At 67.1% G+C, this 19,701-nt stretch carries 16 protein-coding genes; 9 read left to right on the top strand and 7 right to left on the bottom strand.

Features of this window, described 5'->3' with window-relative positions; genetic code table 11:
- The 3 genes from Q7V45_RS06600 to Q7V45_RS06610 all read right to left on the bottom strand — a co-directional run.
- Window positions 1-1,570: carboxypeptidase-like regulatory domain-containing protein (locus Q7V45_RS06600; RefSeq protein WP_304848919.1), on the bottom strand; the 1,570-nt coding region annotated here is incomplete at its 3' end.
- A gap of 224 nt (window positions 1,571-1,794) precedes the next feature.
- Window positions 1,795-2,829, bottom strand: coding sequence for an autotransporter outer membrane beta-barrel domain-containing protein (locus Q7V45_RS06605; protein ID WP_304848922.1), 1,035 nt, complete (start codon window positions 2,827-2,829; stop codon window positions 1,795-1,797).
- A gap of 8 nt (window positions 2,830-2,837) precedes the next feature.
- Complete coding sequence (locus Q7V45_RS06610) at window positions 2,838-4,346, bottom strand: hypothetical protein (RefSeq protein WP_304848925.1); 1,509 nt, start codon at window positions 4,344-4,346, stop codon at window positions 2,838-2,840.
- Window positions 4,347-4,839: 493 nt separating this feature from the next.
- Here Q7V45_RS06610 and ykgO point away from each other — a divergent pair, with 493 nt between their 5' ends.
- The 9 genes from ykgO to Q7V45_RS06655 all read left to right on the top strand — a co-directional run bounded on the left by ykgO (window position 4,840) and on the right by Q7V45_RS06655 (window position 16,573).
- Complete coding sequence (ykgO, locus tag Q7V45_RS06615; RefSeq protein ID WP_068191747.1) at window positions 4,840-4,965, top strand: type B 50S ribosomal protein L36; 126 nt, start codon at window positions 4,840-4,842, stop codon at window positions 4,963-4,965.
- 78 nt (window positions 4,966-5,043) lie between these two features.
- On the top strand, window positions 5,044-6,531 hold the full coding sequence (locus Q7V45_RS06620) for an FAD-linked oxidase C-terminal domain-containing protein (protein WP_304848937.1): 1,488 nt from the start codon (window positions 5,044-5,046) through the stop codon (window positions 6,529-6,531).
- A gap of 193 nt (window positions 6,532-6,724) precedes the next feature.
- Window positions 6,725-7,894, top strand: coding sequence for a glycolate oxidase subunit GlcE (gene glcE / locus Q7V45_RS06625; RefSeq protein ID WP_304848940.1), 1,170 nt, complete (start codon window positions 6,725-6,727; stop codon window positions 7,892-7,894).
- Window position 7,895: 1 nt separating this feature from the next.
- Complete coding sequence (gene glcF, locus Q7V45_RS06630) at window positions 7,896-9,215, top strand: glycolate oxidase subunit GlcF (protein WP_304848942.1); 1,320 nt, start codon at window positions 7,896-7,898, stop codon at window positions 9,213-9,215.
- A gap of 19 nt (window positions 9,216-9,234) precedes the next feature.
- Window positions 9,235-9,831: a tetratricopeptide repeat protein gene (locus tag Q7V45_RS06635; RefSeq protein WP_304848943.1), complete on the top strand. Its 597-nt coding sequence runs from the start codon at window positions 9,235-9,237 to the stop codon at window positions 9,829-9,831.
- A gap of 38 nt (window positions 9,832-9,869) precedes the next feature.
- Entirely contained in the window at window positions 9,870-11,105 is a 1,236-nt protein-coding gene (locus Q7V45_RS06640; protein WP_304848946.1) for an amidohydrolase family protein, read from the top strand.
- A 29-nt stretch (window positions 11,106-11,134) separates the two neighbouring features.
- Window positions 11,135-13,777: a DUF2339 domain-containing protein gene (locus Q7V45_RS06645; protein WP_304848949.1), complete on the top strand. Its 2,643-nt coding sequence runs from the start codon at window positions 11,135-11,137 to the stop codon at window positions 13,775-13,777.
- Entirely contained in the window at window positions 13,774-15,063 is a 1,290-nt protein-coding gene (gene paaK, locus Q7V45_RS06650; RefSeq protein WP_304848952.1) for a phenylacetate--CoA ligase PaaK, read from the top strand. The genes Q7V45_RS06645 and paaK overlap by 4 nt, the downstream gene beginning before the upstream one ends.
- 52 nt (window positions 15,064-15,115) lie before the next feature.
- Window positions 15,116-16,573, top strand: coding sequence for an aromatic ring-hydroxylating dioxygenase subunit alpha (locus tag Q7V45_RS06655; protein WP_304848955.1), 1,458 nt, complete (start codon window positions 15,116-15,118; stop codon window positions 16,571-16,573).
- Between the two features lie 16 nt (window positions 16,574-16,589).
- Here Q7V45_RS06655 and Q7V45_RS06660 read toward each other — a convergent pair whose 3' ends face one another.
- The 4 genes from Q7V45_RS06660 to ltnD form a co-directional block, all read right to left on the bottom strand.
- Window positions 16,590-16,844: a hypothetical protein gene (locus Q7V45_RS06660; protein ID WP_304848958.1), complete on the bottom strand. Its 255-nt coding sequence runs from the start codon at window positions 16,842-16,844 to the stop codon at window positions 16,590-16,592.
- Window positions 16,845-17,052: 208 nt separating this feature from the next.
- The gene (locus tag Q7V45_RS06665) at window positions 17,053-17,199 is read right to left on the bottom strand and encodes a hypothetical protein (RefSeq protein WP_304848961.1); all 147 of its coding nucleotides are present in this window, start codon (window positions 17,197-17,199) and stop codon (window positions 17,053-17,055) included.
- Window positions 17,200-17,362: 163 nt separating this feature from the next.
- Window positions 17,363-18,775, bottom strand: a complete 1,413-nt coding sequence (pyk, locus tag Q7V45_RS06670) for a pyruvate kinase (protein WP_304848964.1) — start codon at window positions 18,773-18,775, stop codon at window positions 17,363-17,365.
- Between the two features lie 9 nt (window positions 18,776-18,784).
- Window positions 18,785-19,699 carry an L-threonate dehydrogenase gene (gene ltnD / locus Q7V45_RS06675; protein ID WP_304848967.1) on the bottom strand — a complete coding sequence of 305 codons (915 nt, stop codon included), beginning with the start codon at window positions 19,697-19,699 and terminating at the stop codon, window positions 18,785-18,787.
- Between the last annotated feature and the right edge of the window lie 2 nt (window positions 19,700-19,701).

The following is a 19,701-nucleotide window of genomic DNA, read 5'->3' on the forward strand; positions in this document are numbered from 1 at the left end:
TCTGCACGGCCGGCAGCAGCAGGCCGAGCAGGATGCCGGCCGGTTGTGCCGGCTCGCTGCCGGACGGACCGGGGATGCGGGCGTCCAGCAGCTTCTTCGTGTCGAGCACCACCGAATGGGTTCCGGGCGTCAGCACGCCCAGCGTCGTGGTGCCGTCGCCGCCGGTGTTCTGCGTGAGGGCGGTGCCGGAAGGCTTCTTCTGCACGACGACGTCGATGCCCGGGATCGGGTTGTTCGAGTAGTTGGGGATCGGCGTGCCGGGGCCGGTCGGCGTGCCGGCCGTGCGGTTGGCCGGTGCCGGACCCGGAATTCTTTCGAACTTGAGGGTGATGGTGTCCCGGGCGTTGCCGACCGAAAACGTGCCGACCGAGCTTCCGACCGGAAAGTCGGTGCGCGAGGATTCCTTGCCGTTGACGAACGTCGTCATGCTCACCGAGCCTCCGCCGGGAACGCTCGGCAGCGCGACCTCGTAGTTGCCCGGTTCCAACTGCCTGAAGGTGGTCTGCCCGGTGCCGTCGGTCTTCGACGTCGAGATCGCTTTGCCGCCGGAAGGCTTCTTCTGCACGACGACGTCGATGCCCGGGATCGGCGCGTTCGAATTGTTGGGGATCGGCTTGTCGGGGCCGGTCGGATTGCCCGGTGTGGTGCCCAGCCGCGTGGTGGATACGGCGTCCATCGCAGCGTTCGCGTCGGCCAGGGCGGCAGCGTTGCTGCCGGGGACCGGCGTGACGAAGACGAGCCGGGTCTCGCCGGACGTGTTGCGTTTGGCGAGGTCATCGAAATGCTTGAGGTCCGTGCGCCCGTCGCCGGTGAAGTCGCCAACAGCCACGTTGATCGACGCTTTACCGCCTCCCCAGTCGATGCGGGAGACCCGGCCCCCGGCGTCGACCTCGACCTTGATCTGCACCTGCTCGTCCGGGTCGTTGACGGGTGGGACGTTGGTCGACGCGTAGCGGACTCCCTGCACGGCCGGCAGCAACAGGCCGATGAGGGCGACGGGCTGGCCGCCGGGCAGCGGGGCGGTACCCGTACCCGTGCCGAGGCTCTTCCGATTGACGGTCAGCTCGTGGCGACCCGGTCCCAGCTTGCCCAGCGAGACGACGCCGTTGGAGTCGCTGGTCAGCTGGCGATTGCCGCCGGGGCCGCGCAGGCCGACGCCGACGCCGCGCAGCGCCCTCACCTGCGAGTCCGTGTAGGGCGACGGCGCGCTGGCCGTCGCGCGCGGCGTCTGTGGCGAGCCGGTCGCGGGCGGTGGGGTCGGCGTGGGCGTCGGTGTCGCGACCGGGGCGGGTGTGGCCGGCGTCGGGGTGGCCGGCGCGGTGGCCGTCGGTGCCTTGGGCGCCGGGGGCGGCGGTGGTGGCGGCGCCATCACCGGAGCCACCGGCATCGGCGGCGGGGTCGGGACGACCGGGGGAACGAACACCGGCGGCGGTGGCGGCGGGGCGACGCGCGGCGGCGGCGCCACGTCCATCCGCGGGGCCATGGGTCCCTGCGAAAAGGCGGGGGAAGCCCAGCCGTTCAGACCGGCCAGGAGCACCGCTCCGGCCGCACACATCATCCGTCGGGTCATGTCACGTTCCCCCTCGCTTCGTGTCGAATGCTCTTCTCAGAGGCACACCGGAAATGAATTGAATCGATTGAAGCACCTACCTCATCCTGAGGAGCGGCCACAGGCCGCGTCTCGAAGGATGGGCAACAGGCAAGGTGCGCGTTCCCATCCTTCGAGACGGTCGCTGCGCGACCTCCTCAGGATGAGGCTATCGGGCTTTATTGCTTTCATTTCCGGTCAGCCTCTCAGAACCGGACGTTCAGCCGCACGCTGCCCGACCACGACGACAGGGCGTAGCGCCCGATCGAGTTGTAGCCGCCGTCGACCGATGCCCAGATCGCGTCGTTGAGCGGCACGGTCGCGCCCGCGCCGATCGTGCCGCCGGTGTAGCCGTTGGCGCCGCTGCCGGTCGGTGCGTAGAAATCCTGCTCGATGGTGGCACGGATGTAGGGCTGCCACTTGTCGAGCGGCAGGCTGAGGAAGCCGCCGGCCGAACCGCGCGTCAGCGCCGTGGTCTGGCCGGGCACCAAGACCAGGTTGCTGTCGGTGTAGCCGTAGCTGTTGATCGGCGAATAGAGGATCGAGACCATCGGGGCCAGCACGATGGCGCCCACCTTGTAGTAACCGTTGAGCCCACCCTGGAAGCTCCACTGGCTGCTGGCGTAGTTGGCGTTGTAGGTGAAGCCCGAATTGGTCATCGTGTTGGTGCCGCTGCTGTAGCCGGCCATCGCCGAGACGTTCCAGTGCTCGTCGAGCTGGTAACCGCCATAGACGGTGACGCCGAACGTCGAGTTGGTCGACGCGAAGCCGCCGCTCATCGTGCCGCTCGAGCCCTGCCACGAACCGCTGACGCCCAGCAGGAATTCAGGCGTGATCTGCTTCTGCACGCCGAGCTGCCCGCCATAGGTGCCGATCGAGTAGCCGCCGGTCGCCAGGCTGTTGGTGGCCTGGCCGCCGCCGGTCTGCGCCCACACCTGCCAGCCCATCGGATCGTCGCCGGCGGCCATGCCGCTGTGCATCGGACCGAGGTCCGTGGTCGAGCGGGGGCCGACCAGTTTCGGCCCCAGCAACGTCTGCTGGATCACCGCGCTGATGCCCGGCAGCGTGACATAGGCCGTGGTGTTGCTCTGGCTCTGGATGCCGCTGCTGACGGCAGTCGATTGTGAGGAGGCCGAGGGCGAGGCCGGTGCAGTCCTCACGGGCGCCAGCTGCGCCTGTGCGGGAGAGGCGAGCAGCGCGCCCGAGGCGAGCGCCGACAGAGTGATCAGTTTCTTCTTCATTCGATATCCTATGGTTGCTTCTTCCTGGAGCCGAGAAAGAGGATGCGGCCGACGGCTTCGCGGTCGACGCTGGCGGCGGCGATCGGTTTGCCGTCGCGCTTGACGTCGGTGACCGGCGTGCCGTCGCCCCAGTCCACGGTGGCGCCGCGGCCGTCGCCGGCCATGGTGATCCGGACATGCAGCGTCTGGCCCGTCGTGTCGGGCGCGTAGATGTGCTCGACGAGATGCAGGCGGTCGTTCTCGCCGGCCCGCGGCGGACGTCCGCCGGCACTGATGGCCTGCGGGGTCCGCGGCTCGACCGGCAGCAGCAGCGCCACCTTCACCGGCGGTCGCGGAGGCTCGAAGATCGGCAGCCGCAACCTGACCTCGCGGATGCCCGGCCATAGGGGACCGATGTCGAAGGTGCTCTTGTCGCCGATCTTCGGCGGATCGTCCCGGGGCGGATCCTCGCGGGGCGGATCATCACGAGGTGGGTCATCCCGCGGCGGATCGTCGAGGTCGACGATCTCGATGAAGGGATCTTCGGGCGGCGGCAGGATGTCGATCTCCGGCAGGATCTCGGTCCAGGGATCGTCCAGTGGCGGCGGATCGGGATCGGGCGGCGGCGCGCACTGCCACCACGGTGTGCAGGGATCCATCTGGATGAACCCCATCTTCTCGAACTTGCGCACGAACGAGACCGTTCCGACCGTCTCGACCGGCCCGCGTCCGCCGCCGACATTGACCGGCCAGCCGTCGCGCACCGCGTTGACCGGAGGTGTGCCGTCGCCCCAGTCGACCGTCGCGCCGCCGCCGTCGCGTGGGACGGAGATGCGCGCGCGGATGTCCTTCTTCGGATCGAGCCGCGAATAGGTGTGGACCAGCAGGTTGCCGCGCGGGCCGGCGCCCGGCGCGGCGGGAATCACCAGGCTCACCGTGACGCTGGGTAGTTGCTTCGTACCGTCGGGCAACGCGCGCTGCAGGTCGGCATAGGGAATGGAGAGGTTGCGTACGCCCGGCGCGAGCGGACCCAGCGAGAACTGTCCTTTGTCGTTGGCCCGGACCTGCACAGGCGTACCGTTGCCGCCGCTCGAAACCAGCACGACGTCGCGGGCCGGGCGCAAGCCGCGCATCGTCGCGCCGAGCGCCGCCGTGCGATCGACCGCAGGAACGATCGGCGCAGGAGGCGGTACCGCCTTTGGCACGGGAGCGGACAGGCGATCGGTCGGCCGGGGCGAATCGTTCTCCGTATTCTTGATTCCAACACCGCTATCGGAAGGCGACGAGGTGCGCGGCGCAACACCTGCCGGCGGCCCCGGCTGGAGGCCGGGCGCAACCGGCGCCATGACCGGCGGAGGTGGGGGTGGCGGCGGAGGTGGCGGCGCAATGCGCGGTTGCGGCGCCATCGCGCCGCCGCCGGGACCCATCGGGCCCTGCGACAGGGCGGGGTGCGAGAACAACAGGATGAGGGCCGCGGACCAGGCCACGCTTTTCACGCCCCGTTCGCGTACGCGCCGCGCACGGACTCCGTTCTGCATGAAAACTCTCTCCCCCAGCCGGCAACGCCAGCTCTCCCGGAAACAGCTTTGCATACCCAATAAATATGCACAATAAGTGAACAAAATTGCGGCTTGCACGCAATTTGCGATCACCCACCTCCGCGCGCACGGGGGGCACGCACCAGAGAGACGGACCTGTAGCTGTAAAGGCCGACCGGAAATGAATTTAATCAATTCAAGCACTTACCTCATCCTGAGCCGCCAGCGCCATCCGCGCTGGCGGCTCAGGGTGAGGTTTTCGGGGCTGTTCATAGCCTCTTGCCTTAGCGGCATTCATTTCCGGCCAGATCCTGAGGAGCGTTCAGCACTCAAGCCCCTGCGATCATTGACGAATCCTGTCTTGCGGGCGAAAACGGCGCACGAAACTCGGGTGGAAAATCAATAGGTTGACGGGAGCGGCTGGGGTCCGTATTTTCCGCCCGCTTTCGGAATTCACCCCGGCCCGGCCGGGGCTTTTTGTTGAGTTAGGGCCATGAAGATCCGTCATTCTCTCAAGTCGGTGAAGCTCCGTCACAAGGACTGCCGCATCGTGCGCCGCAAGGGCCGCGTTTACGTGATCAACAAGACCAACCCGCGCTTCAAGGCCCGCCAGGGCTGAGACGGCGTCAGCGTCTTGCTGAAAAAGCGGCGGGAGCTTCGGCTTCCGCCGCTTTTTCATTTGGCGTATGAGCGAAGCATGGAGATGCCGCCGCTCGATCCCGCCATTCTCGCCCGCCGGTCGGAGATCGTCGCCGCACTGCGCGCCATCGTTCAGGGCGAGGGCGTCATCGACGATCTCGACGGCATGCGCCCCTACGAATGCGACGCGCTGTCGGCCTACCGGCAGATGCCGCTGGTCGTGGTGCTGCCCGAGACGGTGGACCAGGTGGCCGCCATCCTGCGCTACTGCCAGGACAACAAGGTCAAGGTCGTGCCGCGTGGTGCGGGCACCTCGTTGTCCGGAGGCTCGATGCCGGTGGGCGATGCGATCCTGCTGGCCATGGGCAAGTTCAACCGCGTGCTCGAGATCGACTATGCCAACCGCTGCGCCCGCGTGCAGCCCGGCGTCACCAACCTCGGCGTCACCAAGGCGGTCGAGCATGAAGGCTTCTACTACGCGCCCGATCCCAGCTCGCAGATCGCCTGCTCGATCGGCGGTAACGTCGCGGAGAATTCCGGCGGCGTGCACTGCCTGAAATACGGTCTGACCACCAACAACCTGCTCGGCATCGAGATGGTGCTGATGAACGGCGAGGTGGTCCGGCTGGGCGGCAAGCATCTCGATGCCGGCGGCTACGACCTGCTCGGCCTGATGACCGGCTCCGAAGGGCTTTTGGGCGTCGTCACCGAGGTGACGGTGCGGTTGCTGCGCAAGCCCTCGACCGCGCGCGCCGTGCTTCTCGGTTTCCCGACCGAGGCGGGGGCCGCCGACTGCGTGGCTGCTGTCATCGCCTCGGGCATCATCCCCGGCGGCATGGAGATGATGGACAAAGAGGCGACCAAGTGCGCCGAGGCCTATGTCGGCGCGGGCTATCCGCTCGACGCCGAGGGGCTGCTGATCGTCGAGCTCGACGGGCCGCCGGTCGAGGTCGACTACCTGGTCGAGCGTGTTGCCGAGATCGCCAGGGGCCGCGGCGCCACGACCATCCGGGTCAGCCACGACGAGCAGGAGCGGGTGCTGTTCTGGGCCGGTCGCAAGGCGGCGTTCCCGGCGGTCGGCCAGATCTCGCCCGATTACATGTGCCTCGACGGCTCGGTGCCGCGGGGCAAGCTGGTCGAGGTGCTGGCCGAGATGCGCGTTCTGTCGAAGCAGTATGGCTTGCGCGTCGTGAACGTCTTCCATGCCGGCGACGGCAACCTCCACCCGCTGATCCTGTTCGACGCCAACGATCCCGCCGAGCTGAAGCGTTGCGAGGAGCTGGGCGCCGACATCCTGCGGCTCTGCGTGCGCGTCGGTGGCGTGCTGACCGGCGAGCATGGCGTCGGCATCGAGAAGCGCGACCTGATGGGCGTGCAGTTCACCGAGATCGATCTCGACCAGCAGATGCGTGTGAAATGCGCCTTCGATCCCGACCACCTGCTCAATCCCGGCAAGGTGTTCCCCAAGCTGCGCCGCTGCGCCGAACTCGGCCGGCTGGTCGTGACCCAGAACAACCTCCCGTTCCCCGATATTCCGCGGTTCTAAGAGTGATGGCAGCCTCTTCGTTTCAGGTTCCTCTCCGCCCGCGCGCAGCGTGGGGGGAGAGGCCAGGTGAGGTGGGTCATGCGGTGCGTCAACACGATGGCCGGCCCGCGTGGCGACGCCCACCTCACCCGCCCATTGCTTCGCAATGGGTCCCTCCCTCTCCCCCCACGCTGCGCGCGGGCGGAGAGGGCCTATGACTCAGACGATCAAGCCACGCTCGTCTGAGGAGCTGCGGCAGGCGGTGGAATGGGCGCTGGGTGAGGGCGTCACGCTCGACGTGCGGGGCGAGGGCAGCAAGCTCGTGCTCGGCAAGCCGCTGCAGTGTGCCCAGGTGCTCGATCTGTCGGGCATCTCCGGCATCGTCGACTATGCGCCGGAAGAGCTGGTGATCACCTTGCGCGCCGGTACGCCGATGCGCGAGGTCGAGGCGTTGCTGGCCCAGCGCAACCAGATGCTGGCCTTCGAGCCGCCCGATCTCGGTCCATTGCTCGGCCAGGCGCCGGGGCAGGGCACGCTGGTGGGAGCCGTGATGGGCAATCTCGCGGGCCCGCGCCGCCTCTCGGCCGGCGCGGCGCGGGACCATCTGCTGGGCTTCAGTGGCGTCAACGGACGCGGCGAGGCCTTCAAGTCTGGCGGCCGTGTGATGAAGAACGTCACAGGCTACGACCTCTCCAAAGTCCTCGCCGGTTCGTGGGGCACGCTCGCCGTTCTCGACGAAGTCTCGGTCAAGGTGCTGCCGGCGCCGGACCAGACGGCCACACTGGTGCTGCTGGGCCTCGACGATGCCGCAGGCGTGCGCGCCATGTGCGCGGCCATGGGCAGCCCGCACGAGGTCTCGGGCGCGGCGCACCTGCCGGGCCGCACGGCGCTGCGCCTCGAAGGCGTGGCGCCCTCGGTCGAGGCAAGGCTCAAGGGCCTGCGCGACCTGATGGCCGACGCCGGCGTGAAGATGGAGGAACTGGGCACACTGGAAAGCCGGACCTTCTGGTGTGAGGTGCGCGACGTGGCCCCCTTGAAGGCTGCACCCGATGCCGTGGTCTGGAAGATTTCCTGTCCGCCGACCGAAGGGCCGGCAATCCTGGCGCGCATCAAGACGCGGCGTCCTGCGGCACAGGCCTTCTACGACTGGTCGGGCGGGCTGATCTGGCTGGCGCTGCCGCCGTCAGACGACGCCGACCATACGATCGTTCGCGGGGCGCTTGGCGCGACCGGCGGTCATGCGACGCTGATCCGCGCGCCCGAGGCTGTGCGCGCGGCCGTCCCCGTGTTCCACCCCCAGTCCGCCGCGCTCGTGGCGCTGGCGGCGCGGGTCAAGGAAAGCTTCGACCCCAAGGGTCTCTTCAATCCAGGCCGGATGGGCTGACGTGCAAACCAACTTCACCCTGGCCCAGCTTGCCGATCCCGAGAACGCGCGCAGCGAGCACATCCTGCGCAAGTGCGTGCATTGCGGCTTCTGCACCGCCACCTGTCCAACCTTCGTGCTGCTGGGCGACGAACGCGACAGTCCGCGCGGCCGCATCTATCTCATCAAGGCGATGCTGGAGGGCGACCGCGCGCCGACGATGCAGGAGGTCAGGCACGTCGATCGCTGCCTGTCGTGCCTGTCCTGCATGACGACCTGCCCGTCGGGCGTGAACTACATGCACCTGGTCGATCACGGCCGGCACCACATCGAGGAGACCTATACGAGGGCGCCGGCCGACCGCTTCATGCGCGGCCTGCTGGCCTGGCTGATGCCGCGGCCCACGGCGTTCCGCTGGGCCATGGTGCTGGGGCGTCTCGCCAAGCCGCTGGCACCGCTCCTGCCGGCGACCAGTACCGATCCCGGCGGTGCCACCTTCCTGCGCCGGCTGCGCGCCATGCTCGACGCCGTGCCGCTGCGCCTGCAAGGCCCGTCGCCGGTCGACCGGCCGCAGACCTTCCCCGCGAAGGGCCTGCGCCGCCGGCGAGTGGCGCTGATGCCGGGCTGCGGCCAGCAGGTTCTGGCGCCGGAGGTCAACGAGGCCACGGTGCGGCTGCTGACGCGTCACGACATCGAGGTCGTGAACGTCGCGGGCTCGGGCTGCTGCGGTTCTTCCGTGCTCCATGTCGGGCGCAACGAGCAGGCGATCGCGCTGGCCAAGGCCAACATCACCGCCTGGCTGCGCGAGATCGACGGCGCGGGACTCGACGCCATCGTGATCAACGCCTCGGGCTGCGGCACGACGGTCAAGGACTACGGCAACATGCTGGCCGACGAGCCGGAATGGCACGAGAAGGCGCTGCAGGTCGCGAAGCTCGCCAGGGATGTCAGCGAGGTCATGCTCGATATCGGCCTCGTGAACGTCGAGCCCAAGGGCCTGACCGTGGCCTACCATTCGGCCTGCTCGATGCAGCATGGCCAGAAGGTGATCGAACAACCCAAGCGGCTGCTGCGCGATGCCGGCTTCGTCGTGAAGGACGTGCCCGAGGGCCATCTCTGCTGCGGCTGGGCCGGCACCTATCAGGTGCTGCAGCCCGACCTGTCGCGCCGTCTGCGCGACCGCAAGGTGGCGAACATCGAGAGTGTGAAGCCCGACGTGATCGCGGCCGGCAACTTCGGCTGCATCGGCAACATCGCCTCGGGCACCGGGATACCCATCGCCCATACGGTCGAACTGCTCGACTGGGCGACGGGCGGCCCGAAGCCGGCCGCGCTCGACTGATCGTGACTCGGGGGAAGGCATGAACGCTGTTCGCGCTTGCCTTGCCGCCCTTCTCGGCCTGATGCTTGCAGCGAACGCATTGGCGCAGAACGCCGGGAGCGGCACCGTGCTCGATACCCTGTTCATCAAGCTGCAGAGCGCCACCGATCCGTCCGCCATCAAGTCGCTGGAGGCGGCGATCTGGGAACAGTGGGTGATGGTGCCCGACATGAGCCAGCGCGCGCTGATGATGCGCGGCATCGCCGAGATGCAGCAGCAGGAGTTGAAGGCCTCGATCGAGACCTTCACGCGCCTGATCGACCTCGCGCCGGATCTGTCGGAGGCCTGGAACAAGCGCGCGACGGCGCATTGGCTGATGGGCAACTTCCCGGCCTCGCTGGCCGACATCTGCGAGACGGTGAAGCGCGAGCCGCGCCATTTCGGCGCCTATTCCGGTCTCGGCATGATCCGCGCGGAAATGGGCGAGAACGGGCGTGCCGTCGCCGCCTTCGAACTGGCGCGCAGGTGGAACCCGCACATCCCGGGCATCGAGGGCGAGATCGAGCGGTTGAAGGCCTCGGGCGGCGCCGATGGCGGCGATGGCGATCCGCTGGGTTGCGGCCGGCCCTCGACGTAGGTCAAAGTCGCCGCGCGTTCAGATTCGGGAGTTGGCGAATGGCCATGTTGTATGTCGGCGGTCGTCTTTTCGACGGCGAGAAGGTGCAGGACGGGCAGGCGGTGCTGGAAGAGGGCGGCCGCATCAAGCGCGTCGCGCCTGCCGGCGAGTTCAAGGGCTTTGCCGGCGAGGTCGTCGACACGTCGGGGGCGACGCTGATTCCCGGCATCATCGACTGCCACGTCCACTCGCTCTCGGGCGCCGAGGGCAATCCCGGCGCCGTGCAGGATCGCCTGAGCGCGGCCCAGCTCACGGTCCGCGGCATGGAGTTCATGCGCCAGACGCTGGAAGGCGGCGTCACCGCGGTGCGCGACTGCGGCGGCAAGGACTATATCGAGTTCGCCATCCGCGACGCCTACAATGCCGGCCGGTTCCTGGGGCCGACCATGCGCTGCGCCGGCCGTATGATCTGCATGACCGGCGGCCACGGCAACCGCACCGGCCGCGTGGCCGACGGCGTCGACGAGGTGGTGAAGGCGGTGCGCGAGCAGGTCCATGCCGGCTCCGACCTGGTGAAGATCATGGCCACGGGCGGCGTGATGACTCAGGGCGTCAATCCCGAGGATGCCCATTACAGCGCCGAGGAAATGAAGGTCGGCATTTCGGAGGCGCATCGTTTCCACAAATGCTGCGCCAGCCATGCCCAGGGCGCGCTTGGCATCCTGAACGCGGTGCGCGGCGGCATTGATTCCATCGAGCACGGCATCTTCATGGACGAGGAATGCTGCCGCGAGATGAAGGAGCGCGGCGTCTGGCTGGTGCCGACCTTGGCGGCCGTGAAGAACATCCTCAAAGGGTACGACGAGGGCGACCGCTCGATCCCCGACTATGTTATCGACAAGAGCCGCCGCGTCTTCGACCGCCATATCGCGGCGACCAAGATGTACTATTCGGCGGGCGGCCGGATCGCGATGGGCACCGATGCGGGGACGCCGCACAACCGTCATGGCGAGAATGCGCGCGAGCTCGAATTCATGTGCGACATCGGCATTTCGAGCCGCGACTCGCTGTTCTTCGCGACCGCGAGCGCGGCCGACCTGATGCGACTGGCCGATCACGGCCGCATCCAGGAAGGCAACGTGGCCGACTTCGTGGTCTGTGACGGCGACGCGCTGGCCGACATCAAGCGCGCGGCGCGCAAGGAGAACCACCGCATGGTGGTCAAGCGCGGCATCGTCGCCCGCGACAATCGCGCGGCCTTCTCCCGCGAAGCCGTTCGCGTCGCGGCGGAATAGGGAACCGCAAGGGCGATCCCGGAGCCTTCGTGGAAGAAATCTTCCTCATCCTGGTCGGGATCGCCTGGGCGCTCGGCACACCGCTGATCGCCATCATGGCGCTGGTTCGCACGTCGGGCCTACGGGCGCAAAACGCACGCCTCGCCTCGGACCTTTCGGCGCTCCGCCGCCAGATCGCCGCGACAGGCGTCCCGTCGCTTCCGCCGCCCATTGAAGGGGCGCCACTCGCGGCGCCGCCGGTCGAGGCCGCCGTCCCACCGCCGCCGGCACCGCCCTTCGTTCCGGAGCCGGATCCCCAGGCCATACCCGAAGCGATCGTCATCGGTGCGGATCTGCCGGCATCCTCGTCGGCTCCCGCGCCACCGCCGCCACTCCCAGCCATCGAGCCGGTGAAGGGCGGATGGGAACAGCGGCTCGGCGCACGCGCGTTCCTGTGGGTCGGCGCGGTCACCCTCGCTCTGGCAGCCGTCTTCCTCGTCCGCTACTCGATCGAGGAGGGCTATCTCTCTCCCGAGGTGCGCGTCATCCTGGCGGCGCTGTTCGGCTTCGCGTTGATTGCCGGCGCGGAGCGGATGCGATCGCGCGACGATCGCGTCTCGCAGGCCCTGGCAGCGGCCGGTGTCGCAGCGCTCTACGGCTCGCTCCTGTCGGCTGTCGCCCTTCACGGCATGATTTCCAAGGTCGCGGCGAGCGGCGGTGCGGCCGCCCTGACGGCGTTCGCGATCACGCTGTCTCTGCGCCATGGCATCCTCGTGGCAGCACTCGCCTTTGTCGGTGGTTTCCTGAGCCCCTTGATCATCGGCAGCGAGCAGCCCAACACGCCGGTCCTGTTCGGCTATCTGCTGGCCATTGCCGCCGGCACGCTGACCGTCATCAGGATGCGCGGCTGGTGGGTTCTGGGTTGGGGCGTGCTGGCGGGCTCGGCGCTCTGGACCGTGCTGTGGATGCTGAGCGATCCGGATCTGCCGGAATTGCACTGGGTTGGACTCTTCCATGTGGCGGTCGCCGGTCTCTTCGTCTGGGCCACCTGGCGGCGCCTGCAGGAGAGCGAGAACCCGGCGAAGGACGTGCTGGCCCTGGTCTGGGCCTCGCTCGCGGTCACCGGCGGCCTGCTCGTGCTGGCCATCGCGCAGGATGGCGGCGCGCAGACGGCCGGCTGGCTGGCCCTGGCCGTGCACGGCATCGGCATCTTTGCCTTCGCGCGATGGACGCCGCGCTTCCAGTTTGCAGCAGGCCTGCCACCCGCCCTGTCGTTGGCGGCGCTGGCCCTTTGGTGGTGGACATCGGGAGGCATCCCGGCCGACTGGAACGACGGCCGCTTCGGCTGGCTCGTGACGGGCTTCGGCGGCCTCTATGCAGCCGCTGCCTTCGCATTCCTGTGGAACGCGCCGCGGCCGGGATTCTGGGCCGCCCTGTCGGTGTCAGCGGCGCTGTCGCACTTCCTGTTCGCCTGGTACGTGCTGCGCGGCACGGCGATCGGTGGTCTTCCGTGGGGCCTGGTCAGCGTCGGCCTGGCCGCGCCTTTCCTCGTGGGGGCGGAGCGTCTCACCCGCTGGCGCGGAACGATGCCCGGCACCACCGAGGCACTGGGCTTTCTGGCCGCGGGCGTGACCTTCTTCATCGGCGCCGCGATCCCACTCGAGCTCAGTCGCGAATGGATCACCGTCGCCTACGCGGTCGAGTTGGCCGCCGTTGCCGCGATCTCCGCCCAACTCGGGCTCGTGACCCTGCGCCGGCTCTGCTGGCCGCTGCTCGCCATCGTGGTCGTGCGCTTCGTCGTCAATCCCGAGATCCTCAAGTATCCGATCGGCCTCACTCCGGTCCTGAACTGGATGCTCTGGGGCTATGGAATATCGATCGCCGCGCTGGTCGTGGCGCTGCGCTTCCTGCGGCCGACAGGCGACGTGCGGTTGGTGCGTTCGGTCGAGGCCGCCGCGGCCTTGCTCACCTTCGTCCTGCTGACGCTGGAGGTCCGCAGCCTCTTCCAGCCGACCACCATGATGACGCCCGACGCGAGCTTCATGGAACGGGCCTGCTACGTGCTGGTCTGGGGGGCGTTCGCCCTGGCGGCGCTGTGGAAGACGCGATTCGACGGTGACCTCGTGGCCCTGTGGGCGTGGCGCCTGAGCGGCGGGGTGGCTGTCGCGGTGGTGCTGGTCGTGCAGGTGCTGGTCGCCAATCCGGTGTTCGAGCCGGCGGATGTCGGCCGGCTGCCGATCGTCAACGGATTGCTGCTGGCCTATGCGGTACCGGCGGCGATGGCGGCGCTGGCGCGCCGCTGGATCGACGTCGAGCCTGAAAGGCGGGTCGATCTGCTCGTCGAGGCAGCAGCGTCGATCCTGGCCTTCGTCTATGTCTCGTTCGAGGTGCGCCACTTCTTCGATCCCGGCTTCGAGCGGCGCGGCTTCGACGCGCACGGGCTGGAACTCTATGCCTACTCGATCGTGTGGCTGCTGTTCGGCGTCGCCCTGCTGGCGCTGGGCTTCCTGCGGCAGGCGGGGGCGCTGCGGCATGCCGGCATGGTGCTGGTCTGCATCGTGGTCGCCAAGGTCTTCCTGATCGACATGGCGGGGCTGCAGGGGCTGCTGCGGGTCTTCTCGTTCCTCGGCCTGGGCGCCGCCCTGATCGGCCTCGGCTACACCTATCGGCGATTCGGGTTCGACAGCAAATGACCGAAAATCTGTTCCCTGAGCTCGGGATGTCGCTCGACGCGCTGCGGGCGCTGCAACTCGACCGGCTGCGCACCACCTTGCGTCACGCCTACGAGAACCAGGCGCCGTACCGCGCCAAGTGTGAGGCGGCTGGCGTCCATCCCGACCAGCTTGCCGGCCTCGACGATCTGGCACGCTTCCCCTTCACGGAGAAGGGCGACCTGCGCGACGCCTATCCCTACGGCATGCTGGCGGTCCCGCGCGAACGCTGCGTGCGGCTGCACGCCTCCAGCGGCACGACGGGCCGGCCGACCGTCGTCGGCTACTCGGCGAAGGACATCGCGACCTGGGGCGATCTGATGGCGCGCTCGCTGTTCGCGGGTGGCGCGCGGCCGGGCGACATCATCCACAATGCCTACGGCTACGGCCTGTTCACCGGCGGGCTGGGCGCGCATTACGGCGCGGAGCGGCTCGGCTGCACGGTCGTGCCGATGTCGGGCGGCTTCGGCGAGCGGCAGGTCCAGCTCATCCGCGAGTTCGGCGCCCGCATCGTGCTGATGACACCGTCCTACATGCTGGCGATCGCCGACGAGTTCGAGCGCCAGGGCGTCGATCCGCGCGACACGGCGATGCGCATCGGCATCTTCGGCGCCGAGCCGTGGACGGAAGGCATGCGCGCGGAGATCGAGCGCCGGCTCGGCATCGATGCCGTCGACATCTACGGCCTGAGCGAGGTGATGGGGCCGGGGGTCGCTTGCGAGTTCGTCGAGACCAAGGACGGGCCCACGATCTGGGAGGATCATTTCTATCCCGAGATCGTCGACCCCGCGACCGGCCGCCCGGTGGCCGAGGGCGAGCCCGGCGAGCTGGTCTTCACGAGCCTGACAAAGGAGGCGATGCCGGTGGTGCGCTACCGGACGCGCGACCTCACGCGGCTGATGCCGGGCTCGGTCACCGCCATGCGCCGCATGGCCAAGATCACGGGGCGCAGCGACGACATGCTGATCGTGCGCGGCGTGAACCTCTTCCCGAGCCAGGTCGAGGAACAGATCCTGCGCGACCCGGCGCTGAGCGGTCACTACGTCATCGAGCTGACCCGCACAGGTGCGCTCGACGATCTGGTGGTGCGGGTCGAGGCGCGACTCGTCCAGGAACAGGCGGACCGGGTTCACTCGGCCGCCGAACTGACTCGGCGGCTCAAGGGCATGTGCGGCCTCTCGGCCGAAGTCGAGATCATGCCGCCGGGTACGGTCGAACGCTCGATGGGCAAGGCGCGCCGTGTCATCGACAAGCGCCCGAGGGATTAGAGTCCCGAGGCCAACCGGATACCGCGACTGGGGGCAGACCGCTTTGGTACGAATGTTCGGCTCTTTGCGACGATCTCGATATCGCGGGTACATCGACGCGGTGAGTGGTGGGCTCGTATATGGTTGGGCGTACGACGGTGGTCGTCCCCGCGAGCGGCTCTCCATTGAAATCTATGCTGGTGGCATTCTTGTCGGCGTTGTGCGCGCGGATAGCTTTCGTTCGGATTTGGCTGTTGCTGGAATCGGCGACGGCAAGTGCGCCTTTTCTTTTTCCCTTCCCGCAGAGGTGGGCGACGGCGGTCCGATTGCTGCCCGGGTGGCGAATACCGAATACTGGCTAACCAACAGCAACCGTTATGGCACCGCCGACTCGCCGAGGCCCGGTCGAGGAGGGAATGTCTCGCCCAATTGGGCGAGCGCCCTTACCGGTGACAGGGAGTTTCGGGAAGAACAGGCCAGGCTGGGACATTGCTGGACGCTTCTCGGGATTACTCCGGACCTGAAGAAGGATGGAGACTGGTTTCGCGGGACACTGGGCGGTCGGTCGATTTTCGTGCAGAGGTTCGGTGACGCGATCAAAGGATTTGAGAATCGTTGCGCACACCGTTTTTTCCCTTTGCGAACGTCCGACAAGGGTAACGGCCCGATTGTCTGTGGCTTTCACCATTGGCACTACAATCGAGAAGGCCATGCGGTCGGGATCCCCAATTGTCTGGAAGTATTCGGCACCCATCCACGCGAGGTCGGCGCCAAACTGGTCGCTTTGGACATAGCCACCTGCGGATCTCTCATCTTCGGTCGGTTTCCAGGAGGGAATACCTCGGAAAGCCTCGAGGACTATCTCGGTGAAGGCTTCCCCATCCTCGACGCGATGTGCACGATGCCGGGGCGTCCACAGCGGTTGAACGGTAAAATTGCCGCCAACTGGAAACTGCCGATGCAAATCACGCTGGATGATTACCACGGTGTCGCGATCCACCACAGAAAGCGCTACGCGAAGAACAGCGAAATTTCGTATTTCCGCTTTGGTCTGCATAGTGCGCACTTTACGGGGCACAACGACACGCTCGCCGCGATGTCGGTGGCATGTCGGGAGAATCGCTATCTTCCAAGCGGTTACCGTATCTTCAATATCTTTCCCAATCTTGCGGTTTCTATCTTCAACGCACGACCTTATTGGTATTGTCACGTCCAGCTGTTTGCGCCGACCTCTCCAAGGCAAACACACCATATGGGGTGGCTTTTCCAGACAGGATTTCCAGCGAAGGAGCGCGCACTCGATCGCTGGATGCGTCCATTCACGGATGTGATCCGCGCGCATCTCGTGCGTCACTTCACAAAGAAGATCGTCGATGAAGATCGCCGAGCCTGCGAGCAGATGCAGACGATCGCCCATCAGTTTGAGGGTTCTCCGATACTCGGCGCGCAAGAGAAGCGTATCGAGTGGTTCGAGGAGGCCTATGAGGTTGCCATGTCGAGAGGCGAAGCGATAAGCGACGTTCGCAGATAGGAGGGGTCGAAAGACTTTAGAGTCCTGATGCCAGCCGGATCCGGGCCCTGAGCAACCCTGGATCGTCAGGGAACTGGCTGACTTCAGGCGTAATGAGGTTCGCCTGCGACACGGGCACCGATGCCTTGGCACGGCCCATCGAGGCGTCGACGACGACCGCAAGCGTGATCAGGGCGGCGGCGATCACGAGCAGGTCGAGCCAGGAAAAGCGCGACTTCTGGAGTTCGTAGGGGACAGCGATGGCCCGCTTCTTCTTTTGGCCGTTATTCATGATGGCCTCTTGGAATAGTGTTATCGGCTGGGCTGGAATAGTTGCTTTATGATTCCGATTTCGGTCCGGGCGGCGACCGCACTGAGGCGACACCAAGGAAGTTGGTGTCAGCTGTATCCGATCGCCGCGCCGGCTACGGCCGCGAAGGTCAGAACCGAGGCGGCGATCACGAGGAAATCGACCCAGCCGAGCGACAGGCGCCGGCGTTTCACGGCCTGTCTCCCGCAGCGATGGCCGAAGGAGGCTTCGTGGATGTAAAGGGCGTGCTGCTCTGCGCGAAGACGCCGCCCGCGAAGATTACGACGCAGATCACGACGAGCAAGGCATCGACAGTGGCGAAAGTGCGGCGAGACATGGAACCTCTCGTTGTGTTCGTACGAGAACACTACGGAGAGGCGGCGGCGATCATCCCTTGCGGAAAATCATGCGCGCGGCGTGTGGTCCGAGCTTTGCTCGGCCCGTTAGCGTCAGGACATCGCTTGCGGTGTCCGGGAGCGCCGGAGAAAGAACAGTAAGCTCTAGACGTAGGCGATGCGCAGGATATTGGTCGCGCCGGGCGTGCCGAACGGAACGCCTGCCGTCACCACGAGCCGCTCGCCTTCCTTGGCGATCATTTCCTGGCGGGCGACTCGTACGGCGCGCTGCACCATGTCGCCGAAATTGTGGGCGTCTTCGGTCCGCACGGGATGCACGCCCCAGGTCAGGGTCATGCGGCGCGCCGTGTCGATGTTCGGCGTGAGGCAGAGGATGCGGACATCGGGACGTTCGCGCGCCGCGCGCAAGGTCGTCGAGCCGGTGTTGGTATAGGTGACGATGGCGGCGGCCGACAATGTGTGGGCGCATTGGCGTGCGGCGGCACTGATCGCATCGGCCGTCGTCGCCTCGGGTTCGTGCCGGCTCGCGTCCATCAGGCGGCGATAGAGCGGGTCGGCTTCGACGCTCTTCAGTATGCGATCCATCATCGTGACCGCTTCGAGCGGATAGTTGCCCGAAGCTGATTCGGCGGACAGCATGACGGCGTCGGTGCCGTCATAGACGGCCGTGGCCACGTCGGACACTTCGGCCCGCGTCGGTGTCGGCGCGTTGATCATCGATTCCAGCATCTGCGTCGCCACGATGGTCGGGCGGCCCGCGACCCGGGCGGCGGCGAGGATGCGCTTCTGCAGCGGCGGGACGGCCTCGGGCGGCATCTCCACGCCGAGGTCGCCGCGCGCGACCATGATGCCGTCGCTCTGCTCGATGATCTCGTCGAGATGTTCGATCGCCTGCGGCTTCTCGAGCTTGGCCATGACGGCGGCGCGCCCGCCCACCATCTTCTTCAGTTCGGCGATGTCGTTGGCATGCTGCACGAAGGAGAGGGCGATCCAGTCGACACCCAGAGACAGGCCGAACGCGAGGTCCTTGTGATCCTTCTGTGTCATGGGCGACATCGGCAGGACCAGGTTGGGCAGGTTGACGCCCTTGCGGTCGCTGAGGGTGCCGGCGACCTCGGCCTCGGCGTCGATGGTCTCGGCATCGTGCCTCACGATGCGCAGCCGGACCTTGCCGTCGTCGATCAGCAACAGCCCATCGGGCTTCGCAGCCTTGAAGATTTCCGGATGGAGCAGGGGGATACGCTTGGCGGTGCCGGGCTCGGCATTCATGTCGAAGCGTACCGTCTGGCCCTTCTTCAGGACCATCGGCCCCTTGGCGAAGGTGCCGAGGCGCAGCTTGGGGCCCTGAAGATCCAGCAGGATGGCGATCGGGTGCTTGAATTCCTTCTCGAGCGCGCGCAGCTGCTCGACCCGCTGGCGATGGTCCTCGTGCTGTCCGTGGCTGAAGTTCAGCCGGAAAACGTCGGCGCCCGCTTCGAACAGGGTCCGCAGGCGCTCCGTGGTCGACGAGGCGGGGCCGAGCGTGGCGACGATCTTGGTGAATCGATTGCGGCGCATGAGGACAGTCTACTTCGAGGGCGACGACACTTTGAAGTCACCTGCCTGTTCGTAGACCTTTACGACCGCGGCGTCATCCAGCTTGCCCCAGCCGGCGCCTGCCGCTGCAATGAAGAGCTGATGTGCGGCAGCGGCAAGAGGCAGCGGCAGTCGCAGTTCGTGGCCCGTGTCGAGCACCAGGCCGAGATCCTTCACGAAGATCTCGACCGCCGAGAGGGGCGAATAATCGTCGTCGAGCATGTGCGGCACCCTGTTGCCGAACATCCAGGAATTTCCGGCGCTGGCCGAGATCACTTCATAGACCGCGCGCGTATCGGCACCGGCCTTGGCCGCGAGCGCCATTGCCTCGGCGGCGGTGGCGATGTGCACGCCGGCGAGGAGCTGGTTCACCGTCTTCACCAGCGAGCCGATGCCGGCCTTGTCGCCCAGGCGAAAGACTTTCGCCGAGGTCGCGGACAGGATGGACTCGGCCGCGGCGAAGGCTCCTGCATTGCCGGAGGACATGAAGGTGAGTTCACCGGATTCGGCGCGCGCCCGACCGCCCGACATCGGCGCGTCGAGCAGCTCGTGGCCGGTCGTCGCGAGACGCTCGTCGAGCTTGCGGATGAAGGCGGCGGGGCAGGTGGCGCACTGCATGACGAGGCCGCCCTTGCGCAGCGTGGCGACCGCACCGCCCTCGCCATAGAGCACCGCTTCGACCTGCTGCGCGTTCACGACGGCAACGATGACCACATCGGCGGTCTTCGCGGCTTCCGCGGGTGTCGCGGCCGTCATGCCGCCGGCGGCCACGAAGGCCTCGCGTGCGGTCGCACTGGGGTCGACGCCGATCACCTTGTGACCATGTTTCAGCAGGTTCTTTGCCATGCCGAGGCCCATCGAGCCCAGGCCCACGAACGCGACGACGGGTGTGTTCTTGTCGGTCATGG

It is taken from the genome of Reyranella sp., from assembly GCF_030651995.1.
Taxonomy (GTDB): Bacteria; Pseudomonadota; Alphaproteobacteria; order Reyranellales; family Reyranellaceae; genus Reyranella.

Coding starts and splice junctions, on each gene's coding strand:
- Q7V45_RS06605 (WP_304848922.1), bottom strand. CDS start 2,829: ATGAAGAAGAAACTGATCACTCTGTCGGCGCTCGCCTCGGGCGCGCTG.
- Q7V45_RS06610 (WP_304848925.1), bottom strand. CDS start 4,346: ATGCAGAACGGAGTCCGTGCGCGGCGCGTACGCGAACGGGGCGTGAAA.
- ykgO (WP_068191747.1), top strand. CDS start 4,840: ATGAAGATCCGTCATTCTCTCAAGTCGGTGAAGCTCCGTCACAAGGAC.
- Q7V45_RS06620 (WP_304848937.1), top strand. CDS start 5,044: ATGGAGATGCCGCCGCTCGATCCCGCCATTCTCGCCCGCCGGTCGGAG.
- glcE (WP_304848940.1), top strand. CDS start 6,725: ATGACTCAGACGATCAAGCCACGCTCGTCTGAGGAGCTGCGGCAGGCG.
- Q7V45_RS06635 (WP_304848943.1), top strand. CDS start 9,235: ATGAACGCTGTTCGCGCTTGCCTTGCCGCCCTTCTCGGCCTGATGCTT.
- Q7V45_RS06640 (WP_304848946.1), top strand. CDS start 9,870: ATGGCCATGTTGTATGTCGGCGGTCGTCTTTTCGACGGCGAGAAGGTG.
- paaK (WP_304848952.1), top strand. CDS start 13,774: ATGACCGAAAATCTGTTCCCTGAGCTCGGGATGTCGCTCGACGCGCTG.
- Q7V45_RS06655 (WP_304848955.1), top strand. CDS start 15,116: ATGTTCGGCTCTTTGCGACGATCTCGATATCGCGGGTACATCGACGCG.
- Q7V45_RS06660 (WP_304848958.1), bottom strand. CDS start 16,844: ATGAATAACGGCCAAAAGAAGAAGCGGGCCATCGCTGTCCCCTACGAA.
- Q7V45_RS06665 (WP_304848961.1), bottom strand. CDS start 17,199: ATGTCTCGCCGCACTTTCGCCACTGTCGATGCCTTGCTCGTCGTGATC.
- pyk (WP_304848964.1), bottom strand. CDS start 18,775: ATGCGCCGCAATCGATTCACCAAGATCGTCGCCACGCTCGGCCCCGCC.
- ltnD (WP_304848967.1), bottom strand. CDS start 19,699: ATGACCGACAAGAACACACCCGTCGTCGCGTTCGTGGGCCTGGGCTCG.